Below are 19,900 nucleotides of genomic sequence, written 5' to 3' on the forward strand. Positions count from 1 at the left end.
CGTGGCACGAGGGGACACCGGAAGGCCCGGTGCACCCACCCGTACCCCAGACTATACCCCTAGGGGGTATCGATGCCCTGCGGTGCCGCCCCGAGGGGGCGGTCACAGACCAGCGGGTCCAGGTAGCGATACATCACCGCCTTCAACTCCCTGATGTACGCCTCCCGTTCGTCCCCCTCGTGAGCCATGATCAGATCGAGGCCGGCTTTGAAGAGGACGAAGGACATGCTCGCGATGCGGTGGGCCTCGTCGGCGGGGAGATCCGGCAGGTAGGTGCTGAGCAGCTGCTCGGTCCTGGTGAGCATCGCGGCGTGCAGGAGGTCGTGCTCCTGGGTGATCACGCCCGGGATCTCGGAGCCGTGGGTGAGGACGGCGAAGGCGGGGTTCTCGCAGTTGAAGGCGATCAGTGGGTCCAGGACCGCGTCCAGCATCCGGTCCAGGGGGAGCTCGACGTCGCTGGGGGAGAACGCGGCGCCGTACGTCTCCCGCCAGCGGTGCATCAGCCGGTCGCCGAGCTCGATGGCGATGGCTTCCTTGTTGGGGAAGAACTGGTAGAGCGTGCCCGGTGAGACGCCGGCCTCGCGGGCGATGGCGTTGGTGCTGGCCCCGTTGTAACCGCTGACGCAGAAGACGCCGGCGGCGGCCTCGAGCAGCTGGGCGATGCGGGCCTCGCCTCGTGCCTGGCGCCGGCGCGGCCGGGTGGTGCCGGTGCCCGGGCCGGCCGGGGTCGCGCCGCCCGCCCCGGTGTGCTCGCCCGGTCCGGCCGCGCGACCCGCCCCGCCGCCGCCTCCCGGGGCCCCACCGCCCCGCTCGCTGCTCGGTGCGGGCGCAGCGGCTTTTCCTGTCCTGGCCTCCGGCACGGTGAATCCCCAGCTTTCGAGACGCGGTTGACAAACACGAGAGGTCACTCGCATTCTAAAGAAACGCGAGCGACGTCTCGTGTTTGCCAGTGTAAGTGGCAACGACTGACCCCATGCTGCCTTGTGCCGCCCGGGTCTGGGTGAAGGGGACACCGCACCATGTCCGAAGTCAACAGCCCGGAGCGCGTCGGGGGCTGGACCCGCCTCGTCACCGCGCGACCACGGCTTTCCCTGCTGGCCGCCCTGGTGATCACGGCGCTCGCGGTGTTCGCGGGAAGCGGGGTGGCGGACCGCATGGGCAGCGGCGGATGGGAGGCCCCCGACGCCGAGTCGACGTACACGACCCAGGTGCTGGAGCGTGAGTTCCCCGCATCCCAGCCCAATCTGCTGCTGCTGATCGACAGCGGCGGCGTCTCCGTCGACGACCCGGCCGTGGCCGCCGAGGCCGCCCGTCTCACGGAGCGCCTGGCCGGTGAGGAGGGGATCACGGGCGTCGGCTCGTACTGGCGGACGGCCTCTCCCTCCCTGCGCTCCGAGGACGGGCGGGAAGCGATCGTCGCCGCCCGGATCGAGGGCGACGAGAAGGCCGCCGGGGAGACCCTCGACCGGATAGCCCCCGCCTACCGGGGCGTGCACGGCCCGGTGGAGGTCTCCGTCGGCGGACCCGTCGCCGTGCGCCACGAGATGCAGACCATCATCCAGGAGGACCTGCTGCGGGCCGAGCTCATCGCCCTGCCGGTGACCCTGGTGCTGCTGGTCATGGTCTTCGGCAGCGCGATCGCGGCCCTGCTGCCCCTTGGCGTCGGCATCGTCGCGATCCTGGGGACCAACGCGGTGCTGCGCGGCATCACGGAGCTCACCGACGTCTCGGTCTTCGCCCAGAATCTCACCACCGCACTGGGCCTCGGGCTCGCCATCGACTACGCCCTGTTCATCGTGCGCCGGTTCCGCGAGGAGCTCGCCGCGGGGGCGGACACCCGGGCGGCGATCGGCACCACCCTGCGCACGGCGGGGCGTACGGTGCTCTTCTCCGCGCTCACGGTGGCCGTGTCGTTGGCGGCGATGATGGTCTTCCCGCAGTACTTCCTGCGCTCGTTCGCCTACGCGGGCATCGCCGTGGTGCTCCTGGCGGCCGCGGCCGCCCTGATCCTGCTGCCGGCCGCGCTGATGCTGCTCGGACCGCGGGTCAACTCCCTGGACCTGCGCAAGCTGCTGCGCCGCCGCGAGGAAGGCCCGTCCCCCGCGGCGGAGCCGGCCGAGGGCCCGGGCAGGGGCTGGGCCCGGTTCGCGGTGCTCGTGATGCGCAGGGCGCCGGTCTTCGCCGTCGTCACCACGGTCGGCCTCGTCCTGCTGGGGCTGCCCTTCCTCGGGGTGAGGTTCGGCACGGCGGACGACCGGCAGCTGCCCGCGAGCGCCGAGTCCCGCGTCGTCCAGGAGCACATACGGGACGCCTTCCCCGGCAGCCCGGGCGGCGGCCTCGAAGTGCTCGCCGAAGGTGCGGCGACACCCGCCCAGTACGCCGACTTCCGCACCAGGATCGCCGCGCTCCCCGGAGTGCAGCGGGTCGACGGCCCGGTCACCGGTGACGGGTCCGCGTACTTCAACGTGCTGCCCGAGGGCGAGTCCGTAGGGCAGGAGGCCCAGCGGCTGGTCCGGGAGCTCCGGGCCGAGACCGCCCCGTTCGACACCTCGGTGACCGGCGCGGCCGCGGTCCTTGTCGACTCCAAGGACGCCATCGCCGACCGGCTGCCGTGGGCGGTGGGGATCATCGTCGTCGTGACCCTGCTGCTGGTCTTCCTGCTGACCGGCAGTGTGCTGATCCCCGTCCAGGCCGTCGTGCTCAACGCCCTCAGCCTGACCGCGATGTTCGGGGCGGTGGTCTGGGTCTTCCAGGACGGACACCTCTCCGGGCTGCTCTCCTTCACCAGCACCGGCGACATCGAGACCACCTTGCCCGTGCTGATGTTCTGCGTCGCCTTCGGCCTTTCCATGGACTACGGCGTGTTCCTGCTCTCCCGGATCAAGGAGGAGCACGACCGCACGGGCGACCACGAGCACTCGGTGACGTTCGGGCTGCGGCACACCGGCGGACTGATCACCGCCGCCGCCGTGATCCTGGCGGTGGTCATGGTGGCCATCGGCACCTCGCGGGTGACGAACACGAAGATGCTCGGGCTCGGGATCGCGCTCGCCGTGCTGATGGACGCCATGGTCGTGCGCAGCCTGCTGGTGCCCGCCGTGATGAAGCTGACGGGCCGGGTCACCTGGTGGGCGCCCGGGCCGCTGCGCGCCTTCCACCAGCGGTTCGGGCTGAGCGAGGGGGAGCGGGCCGCGGCCCCGTCCGAGCCGCGGCCCGCGGGGGAGATTCCCGGGCCCGAGGGCCGGGAGCGGGACAAGGTCATGGCCGAGGCGTAGATTCGCCGGATCCGACAGCCGATCCACGGGAGGCGGGGCCGATGCGGGCAGTGGTGTTCGAGGAGTTCGGGCGGGAGGCCCACGTCCAGGACCTCCCCGATCCCGCACCCTCCGCGGGGGGAGTCGTGGTCCGGGTCGGGGCGACCGGGCTGTGCCGGAGCGACTGGCACGGATGGATGGGCCACGACCCGGACATCGTCCTCCCGCACGTGCCCGGCCACGAACTGGCGGGAGTGGTCGAGGCGGTGGGCTCCGGAGTGCACAACTGGCGCCCCGGGGACCGGGTCACCGTGCCCTTCGTCTGCGCCTGCGGCCGCTGCGCCGCCTGCGCCGCCGGCGCCCAGCAGGTCTGCGAGCGGCAGACCCAGCCCGGCTTCACCCACTGGGGATCGTTCGCCGAGTACGTGGCGCTGGAGGAGGCCGACGTCAATCTCGTCGCCGTTCCGGAAGGGCTGTCGTTCGGCACGGCGGCCGGGCTCGGATGCCGGTTCGCCACGGCGTTCCGGGCCGTGGTCGGCCAGGGGCGCGTCGCGCCGGGGGAGTGGGTGGCCGTGCACGGCTGCGGCGGGGTCGGGCTGTCGGCCGTGATGATCGCGGTGGCGTGCGGCGCGCGGGTCGTGGCGGTGGACGTCTCACCGCACGCCCTGGAGCTCGCCCGGGCATTCGGTGCCGCCGAGTGCGTGGACGCCTCCGCGCACCCCCTCGGCGCGGACGAGGCCGTTCGCGAACTGACCGGTGGCGGTGCGCACCTGTCGCTCGACGCGCTGGGCTCCCCGGTCACCTGCGCCGCGTCCGTGCGGAGCCTGCGCAGACAGGGCCGCCACGTCCAGGTCGGACTGCTGCCGTCGGCGGCCGGTGACCCCGTCGTGCCCATGGCGCGGGTGATCGGCCTGGAGCTGCAGATCCTCGGCAGCCACGGCATGGCCGCGCACGACTACCCGCCGATGATGGACATGGTGCGGGCCGGCACCCTGCGGCCCGATCTGCTGGTGACTTCCACCATCACCCTGGACGCCGCCCCGGCGGCACTCGCCGCCATGGGCGGGGCACCCGGGGCGGGCGTCACGATCATCGAACCGGCGAAGGAGACCTGAGCGCTCAACGGCCCCGGTTGCTGGGCCGGGACGCGATCCAGGCGAGGACGGTGTCCACGTACCAGTAGGGCTTTCCGTGCTGGACATCATCAGGAGGGGGAAGGAGCCCGTGCTTGCGATACGAGCGGACGGTGTCCGGCTGGACCCGGATGTGCGTGGCAATGTCCTTGTACGACCAGAGTCTTCTGTCCGTCATGCATGACACCTCTCTGTACCTCCGTGCTCTGCGCACCGCGTTCACTGGTCCGTTGAACGACGAGGCCGCAGGCCGGGCAAGGGGGCGTCGCGAGGCTGTGACGCAAGCCATGCGGAACGCGTACATATGTGACGGAGAGGTGACTGCTGTGCCTGGTGGGCCCGCAGAGCGAGGAGGGGATCAGAGGGAGGGCCTGGCCGGACCGCAGATGCGGAGGAACTCGCGGGTGCGGCGGGCGATGGGCAGCGGCTTGTCGGGCGGACAGGGATACATGTCCTGCTCGACGATGGCGAACAGATCCCGGCCCAGGGCGCGCGCGGCGTCCAGTACGGGCTCCAGCGCGGGGACCCCGCCGGGCGGCTCGCACATCACCCCGCGTGCCACCGCCGGGCCGAACGGCACCTCGTTCGCCACGACATCGGCGAGGATCTCGGGATCGACCTGCTTGAGGTGCAGATAGCCGATGCGTTCGGCGTAGGTCTCGATCAGCTTCACGCTGTCCCCGCCGCAGTACGCGTAGTGGCCGGTGTCGAGGCAGAGCGAGACCAGGTCCGGGTCGGTGGCGTCGAGGAAGCGGTTGACGTTCTCCTCGGTGTCGACGTGCGTGTCGGCGTGCGGGTGCACCTCGATCCGCAGCCCGTAGCGTTCCCGCACCTCGCGGCCCAGCCGTTCCGTCTGGGTGGTGAGGTCGCGCCACTGCGCCGCGGTGAGCGTGCGGTCCTCCAGTACCTCGCCGGTCCTGTCGTCCCGCCAGAACGACGGGATGACCACCAGGTGTTCCGCGCCCATGGCCCGGGTGAGTGCCGCGATCCCGGCGACATGCGCCCAGGTCCGGTCCCAGACCTCCGGTCCGTGGTGCAATCCCGTGAAGACGGTGCCCGCGGAGACGGTGAGGCCGCGGCGGGCGGTCTCGTCCGCGAGCCGGGCGGGGTCGGTCGGCAGGTAGCCGTACGGACCGAGCTCGATCCACTCGTAGCCCGCCTCGGACACCTCGTCGAGGAACCGCTCCCAGGGCACCTGCTGCGGATCGTCGGGGAACCACACCCCCCACGAGTCGGGTGCCGAGCCGATGCGGATGCGGGCCGGAGAGGGTACGGAGGAGGTCATATCGCCCACCCTCCAGCCCTCGGAGGGGAGTGTCAAGGGTTCGTCCGAATGTCCGGACAAAGTGTTGACAGGGTTCCGGGGGAGGGCTAGACCTGGGGTCAGCCGAAGGGATGCGCATGCCTGAGCAGCCGTACGACGTGATCACCATGGGGCGGATCGGGGTGGACATCTACCCGCTGCAGACCGGCGTACCGCTGGCCCGGGTCGAGACCTTCGGGAAGTTCCTCGGCGGCTCGCCGTCCAATGTGGCGGTCGCCGCCGCCCGGCTGGGCCGCCGGACCGCTGTGATCACCCGGACCGGAAGGGACGCCTTCGGTGACTACCTCCACCAGGCGCTCGGCGAATTCGGTGTGGATGACCGGTGGGTGACGGCCGTGGCGCGGTACCCGACCCCGGTCACCTTCTGCGAGATCTTCCCGCCGGACGACTTCCCCCTCTACTTCTACCGGCAGCCCAAGGCGCCCGATCTGGAGATCCACGGCGAGGAGCTCGACCTGGACGCGGTGCGGGCGGCCCGGGTCTTCTGGATGACCGGCACCGGACTCTGCGCGGAACCCAGCCGCGGTGCGACCCTCGCCGCCCTCCGTGCCCGCAGCGCCGCACAGGGGGCGGGAGAAGCGGAGGGGCCGCGCGCCACCGTCTTCGACCTCGACTGGCGCCCCATGTTCTGGCAGGAGGGGGACGGGGGAGACGGGCACCGCGGGACGGGGGTGCCGGCCGCCCCCGCCGCCCGGTACCGCGAGGCACTCGCCCATGCCACGGTCGCCGTCGGCAATCTGGACGAGTGCGAGATCGCCACCGGCGAACGCGAACCGTACGCCGCCGCCCACGCCCTGCTCGCCGCCGGGGTCGAGCTCGCCGTCGTCAAACAGGGCCCGGCGGGCGTCCTCGCCGTCCACCGCGACGGCACCACCGCGGAGATCCCGCCCCTCCCCGTGGAGGTCGTCAACGGACTCGGCGCCGGGGACGCGTTCGGCGGCGCCCTCTGTCACGGGCTGCTCGCCGGCTGGGAGACCGCACGCATCATGCGCTACGCGAACGCCGCCGGGGCCATCGTCGCCTCCCGCCTCGCCTGTTCGTCCGCGATGCCGTTCCCGTACGAGGTCGAACAGGCCCTGGCCGACGGCGCGGTCAAGGCGGCACAAGCGCTACCCGGAACCTCCGGAGCCACCCCATGACCCCGCCCGCCGCCTCCGTCGCCGATCTCGGCCGCCTCCGGGCACACCACCCCGAGGCCGTCGCCGAGGCCGCAGCCGCCCGCCGCAGACGCCCTCTCGTCGGCCCCACCGGACGTCTGATGATCATCGCCGCGGACCATCCGGCGCGCGGGTCCCTGGCGGTCGGCGACGACGAGTTCGCCATGGCCGACCGGTTCGGCCTCCTGGAACGGCTCTGCCTCGCCCTCTCCCGCCCCGGTGTCGACGGAGTCCTCGCCGGAGCCGACGTCCTGGAGGACCTCCTGCTCCTCGGAGCCCTGGAGCACAAGGTCGTCATTGGCTCCATGAACCGCGGCGGCCTCGCGGGAGCCGCCTACGAGCTCGACGACCGCTTCACCGGCCACCGCCCCGTCGACCTGTCCCGGCAGGGCTTCGACGCGGGAAAGCTGCTGCTGAGGATCGACTACGACGACCCCGGCTCCCTGGACACCCTCCACACCGCCGCCCGCACCGTCAACGCGATGGCCGCCCGTCGACTGCCCGTCTTCATCGAGCCGTTCCTCTGCCACCGCACCGACGGCAGGCTCCGCACCGACCTGCGGGCAGCCGCCGTCACCACCTCCATCGCCGTGGCCTCGGGGCTCGGCGGCACCTCCGCGTACACCTGGCTCAAGGTCCCCGTCACCGAGGACCCCGAGGACATGGACCGGGTGATGCGGACTTCGACCCTCCCCGCCGTCCTGCTCGGCGGCGAGGTGAAAGGAGACCTGGACGGCGCGTACGAGAAGTGGCGCGGCGCCCTGCGCCTGCCCACCGTCCGGGGACTCGTCGTCGGACGGTCACTGCTCTACCCGCCCGACGGGAACGTGGCGGGCGCGGTCGACACGGCCGTCGGACTGCTGTGAGCACCCGCGGGCGGGAGACAGGGTAGGGATGCGGTCATGACGACACGCGACGAGCAGCAGCGGTACCACCTGCGGTCCGACCGTTCAGCGGGCGGCCCGTACACCCTCGACATCGACCCGGAGCGGGCCGGATGGGACCGGTCGAGCCTGCGCGTACTGGAGCTCGGGCCCGGTGGTGTTCATACCTTCGTCACCGGAGAGAGCGAATGGATCGTTCTCCCGTTGGCCGGTGCCTGTACGGTGCGTGCAGCAGGTGAGATCTTTGAACTGCTGGGCCGGGCAAGCGTGTTCGGCGCCGTGACGGATTTCGCCTATCTGCCACGCGATGCCCGCGCACAGATCGCCTCCGGCGCAGGAGGCCGCTTCGCCCTGGCAGGAGCGAAGTGCGAGCGACGACTCCCCGCTCGCTACGGCCCCGCGCCGGAGGTACCGGTCGAGCTCCGCGGTGCGGGCACCTGCTCGCGCCAGGTGAACAACTTCGCGGCCGCCGACACGTTCGCCTGCGACCGGCTCATCGCCGTCGAGGTCCTCACTCCGGGCGGGAACTGGTCCTCGTACCCGCCGCACAAGCACGACGAGCACCTGCCCGGCGTCGAGTCCGAGCTGGAGGAGATCTACTACTTCGAGGTCGAGGACGACGGCCTCGGCTACCACCGGGTCTCACCGTCCCGCGAGGGCGGTACGGACGTCCTCGCCGAAGTCGCCACCGGTGACGCCGTCCTCATCCCCGACGGCTGGCACGGCCCGTCCATCGCCCCGCCCGGCCGCACCCTGTACTACCTGAACGTGATGGCGGGCCCGGGGGAGACACGCGAGTGGCTCATCCGCGACCACCCCGGCCACCGCTGGATCCGCGACACCTGGCCGACGCAGCCCGTAGACCCCCGGCTCCCGCTCCAGGGCCCGCGGACCGGCCCGTGACCACGGAGCAGGCCGCCGACCATGTCCCGCACCCCCGGCCCGGAGGAAAGCCGTTGACCACGCCGCACACCACCCGCAGGCTCACCACCGCCCAGGCCCTGATCGCCTTCCTGGCCCGCCAGTACACCGAGCGCGACGGCCGCCGCCAACGGCTGATCAACGCCACCTGGGGCATTTTCGGCCACGGCAACGTCGCGGGCATCGGCCAGGCACTCGTCGAGTCAGGCCCCGCGATGCCGTACCTCCAGGGCCGCAGCGAGCAGGCCATGGTGCACGCCGCCGTCGGATACGCCCGCCAGTCGGGCCGGCTCTCCGCGCAGGCCGTCACCACCTCCATCGGCCCGGGCGCCACCAACCTCGTCACCGGCGCCGCCCTCGCCACCGTCAACCACCTCCCGGTGCTGCTCCTGCCCGGCGACACCTTCGCGACCCGCCCCGCCGACCCCGTGCTCCAGCAATTGGAAGTGCCGCACGCCGGCGACGTGTCGGTCAACGACTGCCTGCGCCCCGTCTCCCGGTACTTCGACCGGATCACCCGCCCCGAGGCGCTGATCCCGGCCGCCCTGCAGGCCATGCGGACGCTCGCCGACCCGGAGGCGACCGGCGCCGTCACGCTCGCCCTGCCGCAGGACGTGCAGGCCGAGGCGTACGACTGGCCGGCGGAGTTCTTCGCCGCGCGCGTCTGGCACGTACGCAGGCCCGCCCCCGACCCGTACGCACTCGAACAGGCCGTCCGGGCGGTCCGCACCGCCCGCCGCCCCCTGATCGTCGCGGGCGGCGGGGTCCACCACAGCGCCGCCGAGGAGACGCTCGCCGCCTTCGCCGCCGCCACCCGGATCCCCGTCGCCTCCACCCAGGCCGGCAAGGGCTCGCTGCGCCACGACCACCCCGCCGACGTGGGCGGCATCGGCCACACCGGCACCGCGACCGCCGACGACCTGGCCCGCGAGGCGGACCTGGTGATCGGGATCGGCACCCGTTACACGGACTTCACGACCGCGTCCGGCACCCTCTTCGCCGACCCGTCCGTCCGCTTCCTCAACCTCAACATCACCGGCTTCGACGCCCACAAGCTCGCGGCCCTCCCGCTCGTCGGGGACGCCCGCACCTCCCTCGAAGCGCTCGCCGCCGCCCTCGCGGCCCGCGGCCACCGGGTCGACCCCGCGTACGAGACCGCGTACACCGACGCCAAGGGCCGCTGGGAGCAGCGCGTCGACGCGGCCTTCACCGCCGCCGACCCGGACGCCCGCCCCACCCAGGCCCAGGTCCTCGGAGTGCTCGACGCCCTCGTCACCGAGGACGACATCCTGATCAACGCGGCGGGCTCGCTCCCCGGGGACCTGCACAAGCTGTGGCGGGCCCGCTCCCCGCGGCAGTACCACGTCGAATACGGCTACTCCTGCATGGGGTACGAGATCCCGGCCGCCCTCGGAGTCCAGCTCGCCGCCCCCGGCCGGCCCGTCTGGGCCCTCGTCGGCGACGGCACCTACCTGATGAACCCCACCGAGATCGTCACCGCCGTGCAGGAGGGCCTGCCCATCAAGCTCGTCATCCTGCAGAACCACGGGTACGCGTCCATCGGCGGCCTCTCCGAGTCGGTCGGAGGCGAAGGCTTCGGCACGGCCTACCGGCACCGCGACGCCGACGGCGGTTTCACCGGGCCGCCGCTGCCCGTCGACCTCGCGGCCAACGCGGCCTCGCTCGGCATGCGGGTGCTGCGCGCGGAGTCCGTACGGGACCTGCGCGGGGCGCTCGCCGAGGCGCGCGGCGCGGACCGTCCCACTTGTGTCTATGTCGAGACCCGAACGCCAGACACAGTGTCGGGGCCCCCTCCGGCACAGGCGTGGTGGGATGTTCCCGTGGCCGAGACCGCGACCCGCCCGTCTGCGGTCGAGGCCCGCGAGGAGTACGACCGGAAGACCGCTGACCGACGCCCCCATCTCTGAAGGAGTCCCCGTCATGAAGACCGTCAACCACTGGATCGGTGGCAAGACCGTCGAGGGCACGTCGGGCAACTACGGCCCGGTCACCGACCCGGCGACCGGCGCCGTGACCACGCAGGTCGCCCTCGCCTCGGCCGAGGAGGTCGACGCCGCGGTCGCCGCCGCGAAGAACGCGTACGAGACGTGGGGCACCTCCTCCCTCTCCGCACGCACCGCCGTCCTCTTCCGATACCGCGCCCTGCTGGACGCCCACCGCGACGAGATCGCCGCGCTGATCACCGCCGAGCACGGCAAGGTGCACTCCGACGCGCTCGGCGAGGTCGCCCGGGGCCTGGAGATCGTCGAGCTGGCCTGCGGCATCACGACCCAGCTCAAGGGCGAGCTGTCCACCCAGGTGTCCAGCCGGGTCGACGTCTCCTCGATCCGCCAGTCGATCGGCGTGGTCGCGGGCATCACCCCGTTCAACTTCCCGGCCATGGTGCCGATGTGGATGTTCCCGCTGGCCGTCGCCTGCGGCAACACGTTCGTCCTGAAGCCCAGTGAGAAGGACCCGTCGGCCGCCAACCTGCTGGCCGAGCTGGCCGCCGAGGCGGGTCTGCCCGACGGCGTCCTGAACGTCCTGCACGGCGACCGGGTCGCCGTCGACGCCCTGCTGGCCCACCCCGACGTCGCCGCCGTCTCCTTCGTGGGTTCGACCCCGATCGCCCGCCACATCCACGCCACGGCCTCCGCGAACGGCAAGCGCGTCCAGGCGCTCGGCGGAGCGAAGAACCACATGCTGGTCCTCCCGGACGCCGACCTGGACGCCGCGGCCGACGCCGCCGTCTCGGCCGCGTACGGCTCCGCCGGTGAGCGCTGCATGGCGATCTCCGCCGTCGTCGCCGTCAGTTCCGTGGCCGACGACCTGGTCGCCCGCATCAAGGACCGTGCCGAGCAGATCAAGATCGGTCCGGGCACCGACCCCGCGTCCGAGATGGGCCCCCTCATCACGGCCGCCCACCGCGACAAGGTCGCCTCGTACGTCACCGGCGCCGCCGCCCAGGGCGCCGACGTCGTCCTCGACGGCACCGGCTACACGGTCGAGGGCTTCGAGGACGGCCACTGGATCGGCCTGTCCCTCCTCGACCACGTCTCCACGGACTCCGACGCCTACCGGGACGAGATCTTCGGCCCGGTCCTGTGCGTGCTGCGCGTGGACACGTACGAGGAGGGTGTCGCTCTCATGAACGCCTCGCCGTTCGGCAACGGCACCGCGATCTTCACCCGCGACGGTGGCGCGGCCCGCCGCTTCCAGATGGAGATCGAGGCCGGCATGGTCGGCGTCAACGTCCCGATCCCGGTGCCGGTGGGCTACCACTCCTTCGGCGGCTGGAAGGACTCGCTCTTCGGCGACCACCACATCTACGGCAACGACGGCGTGCACTTCTACACCCGCGGAAAGGTCGTCACCACCCGTTGGCCCGACCCGGCCGACGCCCCCTCCGGCGTGGACCTCGGCTTCCCCCGCAACCACTGATCCGCGCCCCCGGGCCCCGGGGCGGGCCCGGGGCCGCCGTGCGAAAAGCCGGTGGCGGACGGCACGGACCGTGGACCATCCTGGACGGATGTCCACACCGCGCCACCAGATCCGAGCCCTCCACACGGCCACCACGGTCACCGTCTACCAGGCCTACTCGCCGGCGCTCGGTCTCCCGGCAGCCCGTGACGGGCGCTTCCCCGTCGCGTGGAAGCGCGACCGCATGACCTGGATCAAGCCCAGCTTCCTGTGGATGATGTACCGCTGCGGCTGGGCGACGAAGGAGGGCCAGGAGACGGTCCTGGCCGTCGAGATCACCCGCGAGGGCCTCGACCAGGCGCTCGCGCGCGCCGAACTCTCGCACTACGTCAGGGGCGTCCACCCCGACCGCGCCACCTGGCGGCGCGGCCTCCGTCGCGCCCCCGCCCGCATCCAGTGGGACCCCGAACGCGACCTCCACCTCAGCCCGCTCCCGTACCGCTCCCTGCAACTGGGCCTGTCCGGTGAGGCTTCGCGCCGCTACGCCGACGAGTGGACGGTCTCCATCCGCGACGTCACACCGCTGGCCCGCGAGATCCACGCACTGGTGCGGGCAGGACGGGACGAGGCGGCTGCCGCCCTGCTGCCGCGTGAGCGGCCGTACGCCGAGAGGCCGGACAGCAGGGCTCCCCGGCCGGACGCGACCGGACACGCCCAGGAGGGGACGCCGGACTCCCGGGCCCGCACCGTGGACAGGCCCTCGTCCGCCGACGCCTGGACGGATGTCCCCGTATGAGGCCTTCGTGACGGCGATGTACCGCGTACGGAGTACGGGGCGGTCCAGCCGTACCTCTCAGGGAGGCGGCCGAGGTCACACCTGCGGCATCCCGGGGCAGTGCGCACTCCGTCTAGGGTCGAGTCATGGAGAAACCGACTTCCCGGTGGCGGCACCGGCTGCTGCCCCGTACCCGTGGCCGTCGGGCCTCGGTCGCCGCCGCGCTCGCCGTGCTGGTGGCCGCCGGCACGTGGACCGCCGTCGCGGACGACAGCGTGCCGTCCGTGCACCGTGAGGACCGGATCATGCGGTTGAACGGGGTGTCCGTCGACACCTCGTACTTCACGGCCGGAGGTTCGCAGCGCAGGCCCGCCGTGCTCATCGGGCACGGGTTCGGCGGCAGCAAGAACGATGTGCGCGCCCAGGCCGAGAAGCTCGCCGCCGACGGGTACGCCGTCATGACCTGGTCCGCCCGCGGGTTCGGGAAGTCGAGCGGGGAGATCACGCTCAACGCCCCCGACGCCGAGGTCAGGGACGTCTCGGGGCTCATCGACTGGCTGGCGGACCGGCCCGAGGTGGAGCTCGACGCGAAGGGCGACCCGCGGGTCGGCGTCACCGGCGCCTCGTACGGCGGAGCGGTGTCGCTGCTCGCCGCCGGGCACGACGATCGCGTCGACGCGATCGCCCCGGTGATCAGCTACTGGAACCTCGCCGACGCGCTGTTCCCGGACGGAGTGTTCAAGAAGCTCTGGGCCGGGATCTTCGTCACCTCGGGCGGCGGCTGCGCGAAGTTCGAGAAGCGACTGTGCGAGATGTACGAGCGGGTCGCGGTCAGCGGGAAGCCGGACGCGGCGGCGCGCGAGCTGCTGACGGAACGTTCCCCCGTCGCCGTGGCCGACCGCATCGACGTACCCGCACTCATCGTTCAGGGCCAGAGCGACTCCCTCTTCCCGCTCGGCCAGGCCGACGCCATGGCCCAGGCCATCAGCGGCAACGGCGCGCCCGTGTCCGTCGACTGGATCGCCGGCGGACACGACGGCGGGGACGACGAGGGAGACCGGGTCGAGGGCCGGATCGGCGACTGGTTCGACCGCTACCTGAAGGACGACGAGGGCGCCGACGCCGGACCCGCCTTCCGCGTGACCCGGACCGGAGGAATTGACTCCACCGACGGCGCCGCCCTCAAACGCGGCGCGAGCAGCGATGCGTACCCGGGACTGACCAGCGGGGGCGAGAAGGTCCGGCTGAGCAACCGCACGCAGACCTTCAGCAACCCCGCCGGCGCCAGCCCGCCCTCCATCTCGGCCGTGCCCGGTGTCGGCGGCGGGCTCTCCCAGCTCTCCTCCTTCGGCGTCGGTCTGTCCCTCGACTTCCCCGGGCAGTACGCGCGCTACGACTCCGCCCCGCTGGACACCTCCCTGCACGTCACCGGCTCACCCACCGTCCGCGTGAACGTCCGGGCGTCCCAGGGCGACGCGGTGCTGTTCGGCAAGGTGTACGACGTCTCCCCGGACGGCAAGCAGCAGGTCCTGCCCTCCCAGCTCGTCACCCCGTACCGGCTCGCACCCTCCGAGCAGGGCAGGCCGGTCGAGCTGACCCTGCCCGCCGTCGACCACGAGGTCGACGCCGGTCACCGCCTCCGCCTCGTGCTCTCCACGACCGACCTCGGCTACGCGTCCCCCGCCGAGCCGGCGACGTACACCGTCTCCCTCGACGGCCCGCTGACCGTGCCCACCGCACCCGCCGTGAAGACCGCGTCCGCCGCACTGCCGTGGTGGACCTGGGGACTGCCGGCCGCCGCTGCCGTCATCGCCGCGCTGCTCCTGCTCACCGCCCGCCGGCGTACCGCGACCCCCGCACCCGACCCGGCACTCGCCGGCGTACCGCTGCAGATCACGGACCTGTCCAAGAAGTACGCCAAGTCCGCAGACCGCTACGCCGTGCGCGACCTCGGCTTCCGGGTCGAGAAGGGCCAGGTCCTCGGCCTCCTCGGACCCAACGGAGCCGGCAAGACCACCACCCTGCGCATGCTGATGGGCCTCATCACCCCCGACGCCGGTGAGATCCGGGTCTTCGGGCACGCCATCCGGCCCGGGGCGCCCGTGCTGTCGCGCGTCGGCTCCTTCGTCGAAGGGGCGGGCTTCCTGCCACACCTGTCGGGCCGCGCCAACCTGGAGCTGTACTGGCAGGCCACCGGACGCCCCGCCGGGGACTCCCACATCGACGAGGCCCTGGAGATCGCCGGGCTCGGCGACGCCCTGGCCCGTGCCGTGCGGACCTACTCCCAGGGCATGCGGCAGCGGCTCGCCATCGCCCAGGCCATGCTCGGCATGCCGGACCTGCTCATCCTGGACGAGCCGACCAACGGCCTGGACCCGCCCCAGATCCGCGAGATGCGGGACGTGATGATCCGGTACGCGGCCGCGGGCCGGACCGTGATCGTCTCCAGCCACCTCCTCTCCGAGGTCGAGCAGTCCTGCACCCACCTCGTCGTCATGGACCGCGGCCGGCTCGTCCAGGCGGGCCCGGTCGCCGAGATCACCGGCTCGGGCGACATGCTGCTCGTCACCACCGCGGCCGAGGTCCCGGAACCTCTTGTCGACAAGGTGGCGGCGCTGCCCGGCGTAGGCTCCGCCGTCCGCGTGGACGACGGCCACGGGCTGCTGGTCCGTCTCGACGGTGCCACCGCCGCCCAGCTGGTCGCCGAACTGGTCCGTCTCGACGTACCGGTGACGGGAGTCGGGCCGTACCGCCGCCTGGAGGACGCGTTCCTCACCCTCATCTCCGGAGGATCCGCATGAGCTCCGCCACCGAAGTCCGGGGCCCCGCCGAAGCCCCCGGTTACCACGCCCGCCGCACCCTGCCCCTGCGCGTCGAAGCGATGCGGCAGCTGCGCAGACGCCGCACCCTGCTCATGGGCGGGGTGCTGGCCGCCCTGCCGTTCATCCTGATCATCGCCTTCGCCATCGGCGGCACCCCCGGCGGCGGCGAAGGGGGCGGCGGAGGCGGCTCACGGATCAATCTGATGGACGTCGCGACGGAGTCCGCGGCGAATTTCGCCGCGACCTGCCTGTTCGTCTCCGCCGGCTTCCTGCTGGTCATCCCGGTCGCCCTGTTCTGCGGGGACACCGTCGCCTCCGAGGCCGGCTGGTCCTCGCTGCGCTACCTGCTGGCGGCGCCCGTCCCCCGCTCCCGGCTGCTCTGGAGCAAGCTCGTCGTCGCACTCGGCTTCAGCCTGGCCGCGATGGTGCTGCTGCCGGTCGTCGCGCTGGCCGCGGGAACGGCCGCGTACGGCTGGGGACCGCTCCAGCTGCCCACCGGCGGCGCCCTCGGAACCGGCGACACGGTGCCGCGCCTCGCGCTCGTCGTCGCCTTCGTGTTCGTCTCCCAACTCGTCACCGCGGGACTGGCGTTCTGGCTGTCGACCAAGACCGACGCACCGCTCGGCGCGGTCGGCGGCGCGGTCGGGCTGACCATCGTCGGCAACGTCCTGGACGCCGTCACGGCCCTCGGTACCTGGCGCGAGTTCCTGCCCGCGCACTGGCAGTTCGCCTGGGCGGACGCCCTCCAGCCCGATCTCGAATGGGGCGGGATGGTGAAGGGCGCGGCAGTCTCGGTGACGTATGCCCTGATCCTGTTCGCGTTCGCCTTCCGGGGGTTCAGCCGGAAGGACATCGTGTCCTGACGGCGGTGTTCCGCCGCCTCCCTGCTCGCCGTTGCCGCATCGAGACGGATCCGCAACGCGTTCGACGACTCCGGCCGGCCGCCCCACACGTCCCATTCACAGATGTCGACGACGTGGGGGTACCGATGAAGCGCAGGACAACGACATCCCGGGCCGGCGGGACGCTGGTCGCTCTGCTCGCGGGCGCCATGCTCATCACCGGATGTTCCGCGGGGGGTACGACCAGCGAGACGTCCGCCGACCGCAGCACCGGCAGCGGCGGGAAGCGCGCGCCCGCCGCGCCCTCCGCCGCACCGGAGCGGCAGGAGGACGGCGCACCGCGGAAGGAGAGCGGCGACGCCCGCGAGACCGTGCCGCCCGACTATCTGTCGACCTTCGCCCTGGACGTGGACACCGCAGGCTACGGCTACGCGCGCCGGACGCTCGGCGACGGGCGGCTGCCCGCGCCGGACACCGTACGGCCCGAGGAGTTCGTCAACAGCTTCCGGCAGGGTTACGAGCGGCCGAAGGACAACGGGTTCTCGGTGACCGTCGACGGCACGAAGGCCGGCTCAGGGGCGGACGAGTGGTCGCTCGTACGCGTCGGTCTGGCCACCAGGACCGCCGATGACACCGGTGAACGCCCGCCCGCCGCGCTGACCTTCGTCGTCGACATCTCCGGATCGATGGCCGAGCCCGGCCGCCTCGACCTCGCGAAGAAGTCGCTGGGCATCCTCACCGACGAACTGCGCGACGACGACTCCGTCTCTCTCGTCACGTTCAGCGGGGAGGCCGAGACCCGGCTGGAGATGACCCGGCTCGGCGGCAACCGAACCGAGATCCGGGACGCCGTCGACGAGCTGGAACCCGCGGACTCCACGAATGTGGCAGCCGGCGTGGAGCGGGGCTACGACGAGGCGGTCAAGGGCCACCGCAAGGGTGCCACCAACCGTGTCGTCCTGCTCTCCGACGCGCTCGCCAACACCGGCGAGACCGACGCCGACGCGATCCTGGAACGGATCGGCGACGCGCGTGAGGAATACGGCATCACCCTGTTCGGCGTCGGCGTCGGCAGCGACTACGGCGACGCGCTGATGGAACGCCTCACCAACAAGGGCGACGGCAACACCACCTACATCGGCGACGAGACCCAGGCCAGGAAGGTCTTCGTCGACCAGCTGCCCGCCCATGTGGAGCTGCGGGCCCGTGACGCCAAGGCCCAGGTGGCCTTCGACCGCGAGACCGTCCAGCAGTTCAGGCTCATCGGCTACGAGAACCGCAAGGTCGCCGACGAGGACTTCCGCGACGACAGCGTCGACGGCGGCGAGGTGGGCCCCGGCCACACCGTCACCGCGCTCTACGCCGTACGCCTCCGCGACGGCGCCTCCGGGCACGTGGCGACGGCCACGGTGCGCTGGCTGGACCCGAAGACCCGTAAGGCGCACGAGGAGACCGGGTCCGTGAACACCGGTGCCGTCGACGGAAGGCTCTGGGACGGCGAGAACCACAGGTTCCAGGTGACCGCGGTGGCCGCCTACTTCGCGGACATCCTGCGCGGCGGCGACCTGCCGGGCACCCCGGCGCTCGGCGAACTCGCCCGCCACGCACGGAGGCTGGCGGCCACCACCGAGGACAGCTCGGTGGAGAAACTCGCCACGGCGATCGAGCAGGCCGACCGGATCAAGGGCGGCGGCGGGGACGAGCCGCCGGGCGGCGAGAGCGAGGGTGAGATCGGCTGACCGCAGGCTTGCACGGCGTGCGGGGCGGCCCCACGGACGCACGCGCGAGACGCATCTGCAGCCGCACGAGCCGCATGAGCGGGCGGACCGGCGGCAGCGACCGTACGATACTGGCGACTTCCGGCATCCCAGGGCCGGGCCCCCGGAACGAGGAACCCGGCCCATCGCTTCACAACGCCCTCTACGCCAGGTGGAACACCTCGGTCAGCGGGACCATCGCCTCGTCCGGCGCCTCCGGCTGCTCGAAGAACTCCGCCATCTCCCGCTGCCACCGGTCGTTGACGTCCGTCGCGGCCATCGCCTCGCGGGCCGCTTCGAAGTCGTCGGTCTCCAGATATCCGACGAGCAGACCGTCCTCACGCAGGAAGAGCGAGTAGTTGTGCCACCCGGCCCCGGACAGGGCCGTCAGCATCTCCGGCCACACCGAGGCGTGCCGCTCGCGGTACTCGTCCTTGCGGTCCTCGCGGACCTTCAGCAGAAAGCAGACACGCTGCATGGTGAAGCCGGCTCCCGCACTCAGAAGTTGAACTGGTCGATGTTCTTGGAGTCGAAGACGGTCGGCTCCCCGAGAATGACCTCGCCGTCCTTGCCGATCGTGTACTCACCGAGCTTGCCCGCCTTGAACTTCTCACCCTCGGCACCGGTGATTTGCCCCGACGCCAGCGCGGCGGCAGCGTACGAACCGAGGTAGCCGAGCTCCTCCGGGTTCCACAGCGAGAACTGCTCGACGGTGCCGTCCTTGACGTACGTGCGCATCTGGTTCGGCGTACCGAGCCCGTTGAGGACGACCTTGCCCTTGTACGAGGAGTCGCTCAGGTAGCGGGCCGCGGCGGCGATGCCGACCGTGGTCGGCGAGATGATGCCCTTGAGGTCGGGATAGGCCTGCATGAGGCCCTGGGTCTGCTGGAAGGACTTCTGGTCGGCGTCGTCGCCGTACGCGACCTTGACCAGCTCCATGTCCTTGTACTTCGGGAGCTTCAGCTCCTCCTTCATGAACTCGATCCAGGTGTTCTGGTTCGTCGCGTTCTGCGTGGCCGACAGGATCGCGACCTTGCCCTTGTAACCGAGCTGCTCGCCGAGGTGCTGGACCAGGCTGCGGCCGATCTGTTCGGAGCTGGCCTGGTTGATGAAGAGCTGACGGCAGTCCTTCGCCGTGTCCGAGTCGTACGCGACGACCTTGATGTCCTTCTTCATGGCCTGCTTGAGCGGGCCGCACACCGCGTTCGGGTCGTTCGCCGCGATCAGGATCGCGTCCTGACGCTGCTGGATGAGCGTGTTGATGTAGCTGACCTGCGAGGAGGCGTTGGCATCGGACGGACCGACCTCCTTGCCTGTGCCGCCGTACTCCTTCGCCGCGGCGATGCCCGCCTCGTCGACGATCTTCTCGTACGGGTTGTTGATCTGCTTGGGCAGGAAGGCGATCTTCAGGCCCTTCTTCAACGGCGCGTCCGGGTCGGCCTTCACGGAGCCGGCGACGTTCTCGCCGCCGGTGTCCTCGCTGTCCTTGGTGGTGCCGGAACAGGCGGTCAGGGCGAGGGCGAGGGAGACGGCGGTGGCGGCGGTCGCGACGGCGCGGCGCCCAGCGGCATTGCGGAGCATCATGGCGGCGTGTGCCTTTCGGAGAGGTAC

The 19,900-nt window shown here is 71.8% G+C and carries 16 protein-coding genes; 11 read left to right on the forward strand and 5 right to left on the reverse strand.

Annotated features, from left to right (window positions below; genetic code table 11):
* Positions 1 to 59: 59 nt before the first annotated feature.
* Positions 60 to 860 (reverse strand): TetR/AcrR family transcriptional regulator, encoded by an 801-nt coding sequence (locus AB0F38_RS01525; protein WP_361885012.1) that lies wholly within the window; start codon positions 858 to 860, stop codon positions 60 to 62.
* A gap of 159 nt (positions 861 to 1,019) precedes the next feature.
* Here AB0F38_RS01525 and AB0F38_RS01530 point away from each other — a divergent pair, with 159 nt between their 5' ends.
* Complete coding sequence (locus AB0F38_RS01530; protein WP_361885014.1) at positions 1,020 to 3,275, forward strand: MMPL family transporter; 2,256 nt, start codon at positions 1,020 to 1,022, stop codon at positions 3,273 to 3,275.
* Between the two features lie 41 nt (positions 3,276 to 3,316).
* On the forward strand, positions 3,317 to 4,369 hold the full coding sequence (locus AB0F38_RS01535; RefSeq protein ID WP_361885016.1) for a zinc-dependent alcohol dehydrogenase family protein: 1,053 nt from the start codon (positions 3,317 to 3,319) through the stop codon (positions 4,367 to 4,369).
* 4 nt (positions 4,370 to 4,373) lie between these two features.
* Here AB0F38_RS01535 and AB0F38_RS01540 read toward each other — a convergent pair whose 3' ends face one another.
* On the reverse strand, positions 4,374 to 4,565 hold the full coding sequence (locus tag AB0F38_RS01540; protein ID WP_361885018.1) for a MerR family transcriptional regulator: 192 nt from the start codon (positions 4,563 to 4,565) through the stop codon (positions 4,374 to 4,376).
* Positions 4,566 to 4,745: 180 nt separating this feature from the next.
* Complete coding sequence (locus AB0F38_RS01545; protein WP_361885020.1) at positions 4,746 to 5,672, reverse strand: sugar phosphate isomerase/epimerase; 927 nt, start codon at positions 5,670 to 5,672, stop codon at positions 4,746 to 4,748.
* 116 nt (positions 5,673 to 5,788) lie between these two features.
* Between AB0F38_RS01545 and iolC the strand changes: the two genes are divergently transcribed.
* The 9 genes from iolC to AB0F38_RS01590 all read left to right on the forward strand — a co-directional run bounded on the left by iolC (position 5,789) and on the right by AB0F38_RS01590 (position 18,271).
* A complete protein-coding gene (gene iolC, locus AB0F38_RS01550; RefSeq protein WP_361885022.1) occupies positions 5,789 to 6,850 on the forward strand; it encodes a 5-dehydro-2-deoxygluconokinase in 1,062 nt (353 codons plus the stop codon).
* Positions 6,847 to 7,734 carry a deoxyribose-phosphate aldolase gene (locus AB0F38_RS01555; protein ID WP_361885024.1) on the forward strand — a complete coding sequence of 296 codons (888 nt, stop codon included), beginning with the start codon at positions 6,847 to 6,849 and terminating at the stop codon, positions 7,732 to 7,734. Before iolC ends, AB0F38_RS01555 begins: the two co-directional genes overlap by 4 nt.
* 36 nt (positions 7,735 to 7,770) lie before the next feature.
* Positions 7,771 to 8,655, forward strand: coding sequence for a 5-deoxy-glucuronate isomerase (gene iolB / locus AB0F38_RS01560; protein WP_361885026.1), 885 nt, complete (start codon positions 7,771 to 7,773; stop codon positions 8,653 to 8,655).
* A gap of 53 nt (positions 8,656 to 8,708) precedes the next feature.
* Positions 8,709 to 10,601 carry a 3D-(3,5/4)-trihydroxycyclohexane-1,2-dione acylhydrolase (decyclizing) gene (gene iolD, locus AB0F38_RS01565; protein WP_361886704.1) on the forward strand — a complete coding sequence of 631 codons (1,893 nt, stop codon included), beginning with the start codon at positions 8,709 to 8,711 and terminating at the stop codon, positions 10,599 to 10,601.
* 13 nt (positions 10,602 to 10,614) lie between these two features.
* Entirely contained in the window at positions 10,615 to 12,114 is a 1,500-nt protein-coding gene (mmsA, locus tag AB0F38_RS01570) for a CoA-acylating methylmalonate-semialdehyde dehydrogenase (RefSeq protein ID WP_361885028.1), read from the forward strand.
* A gap of 88 nt (positions 12,115 to 12,202) precedes the next feature.
* Complete coding sequence (locus AB0F38_RS01575; RefSeq protein WP_361885030.1) at positions 12,203 to 12,889, forward strand: DUF4291 domain-containing protein; 687 nt, start codon at positions 12,203 to 12,205, stop codon at positions 12,887 to 12,889.
* 125 nt (positions 12,890 to 13,014) lie between these two features.
* On the forward strand, positions 13,015 to 15,669 hold the full coding sequence (locus AB0F38_RS01580) for an alpha/beta fold hydrolase (RefSeq protein WP_361885032.1): 2,655 nt from the start codon (positions 13,015 to 13,017) through the stop codon (positions 15,667 to 15,669).
* Entirely contained in the window at positions 15,666 to 16,553 is an 888-nt protein-coding gene (locus tag AB0F38_RS01585) for an ABC transporter permease (RefSeq protein WP_361885034.1), read from the forward strand. Before AB0F38_RS01580 ends, AB0F38_RS01585 begins: the two co-directional genes overlap by 4 nt.
* A gap of 125 nt (positions 16,554 to 16,678) precedes the next feature.
* A complete protein-coding gene (locus tag AB0F38_RS01590) occupies positions 16,679 to 18,271 on the forward strand; it encodes a von Willebrand factor type A domain-containing protein (RefSeq protein ID WP_361885036.1) in 1,593 nt (530 codons plus the stop codon).
* A gap of 181 nt (positions 18,272 to 18,452) precedes the next feature.
* On the opposite strand, the gene AB0F38_RS01595 is transcribed toward AB0F38_RS01590, so the two are convergent.
* Positions 18,453 to 18,767, reverse strand: a complete 315-nt coding sequence (locus AB0F38_RS01595; RefSeq protein ID WP_361885038.1) for an L-rhamnose mutarotase — start codon at positions 18,765 to 18,767, stop codon at positions 18,453 to 18,455.
* A 20-nt stretch (positions 18,768 to 18,787) separates the two neighbouring features.
* On the reverse strand, positions 18,788 to 19,873 hold the full coding sequence (rhaS, locus tag AB0F38_RS01600) for a rhamnose ABC transporter substrate-binding protein (protein ID WP_361885040.1): 1,086 nt from the start codon (positions 19,871 to 19,873) through the stop codon (positions 18,788 to 18,790).
* Positions 19,874 to 19,900: the final 27 nt, after the last annotated feature.

Source organism: Streptomyces sp. NPDC025273 (genome assembly GCF_040638585.1).
Classification (GTDB): Bacteria; Actinomycetota; Actinomycetes; order Streptomycetales; family Streptomycetaceae; genus Streptomyces; species Streptomyces cinereorectus.

Coding starts and splice junctions, on each gene's coding strand:
- AB0F38_RS01540 (WP_361885018.1), bottom strand. CDS start 4,565: ATGACGGACAGAAGACTCTGGTCGTACAAGGACATTGCCACGCACATC.
- iolC (WP_361885022.1), top strand. CDS start 5,789: ATGCCTGAGCAGCCGTACGACGTGATCACCATGGGGCGGATCGGGGTG.
- AB0F38_RS01590 (WP_361885036.1), top strand. CDS start 16,679: ATGAAGCGCAGGACAACGACATCCCGGGCCGGCGGGACGCTGGTCGCT.
- AB0F38_RS01580 (WP_361885032.1), top strand. CDS start 13,015: ATGGAGAAACCGACTTCCCGGTGGCGGCACCGGCTGCTGCCCCGTACC.
- AB0F38_RS01530 (WP_361885014.1), top strand. CDS start 1,020: ATGTCCGAAGTCAACAGCCCGGAGCGCGTCGGGGGCTGGACCCGCCTC.
- iolB (WP_361885026.1), top strand. CDS start 7,771: ATGACGACACGCGACGAGCAGCAGCGGTACCACCTGCGGTCCGACCGT.
- AB0F38_RS01555 (WP_361885024.1), top strand. CDS start 6,847: ATGACCCCGCCCGCCGCCTCCGTCGCCGATCTCGGCCGCCTCCGGGCA.
- rhaS (WP_361885040.1), bottom strand. CDS start 19,873: ATGATGCTCCGCAATGCCGCTGGGCGCCGCGCCGTCGCGACCGCCGCC.
- AB0F38_RS01575 (WP_361885030.1), top strand. CDS start 12,203: ATGTCCACACCGCGCCACCAGATCCGAGCCCTCCACACGGCCACCACG.
- AB0F38_RS01535 (WP_361885016.1), top strand. CDS start 3,317: ATGCGGGCAGTGGTGTTCGAGGAGTTCGGGCGGGAGGCCCACGTCCAG.
- AB0F38_RS01595 (WP_361885038.1), bottom strand. CDS start 18,767: ATGCAGCGTGTCTGCTTTCTGCTGAAGGTCCGCGAGGACCGCAAGGAC.
- AB0F38_RS01545 (WP_361885020.1), bottom strand. CDS start 5,672: ATGACCTCCTCCGTACCCTCTCCGGCCCGCATCCGCATCGGCTCGGCA.
- mmsA (WP_361885028.1), top strand. CDS start 10,615: ATGAAGACCGTCAACCACTGGATCGGTGGCAAGACCGTCGAGGGCACG.
- AB0F38_RS01585 (WP_361885034.1), top strand. CDS start 15,666: ATGAGCTCCGCCACCGAAGTCCGGGGCCCCGCCGAAGCCCCCGGTTAC.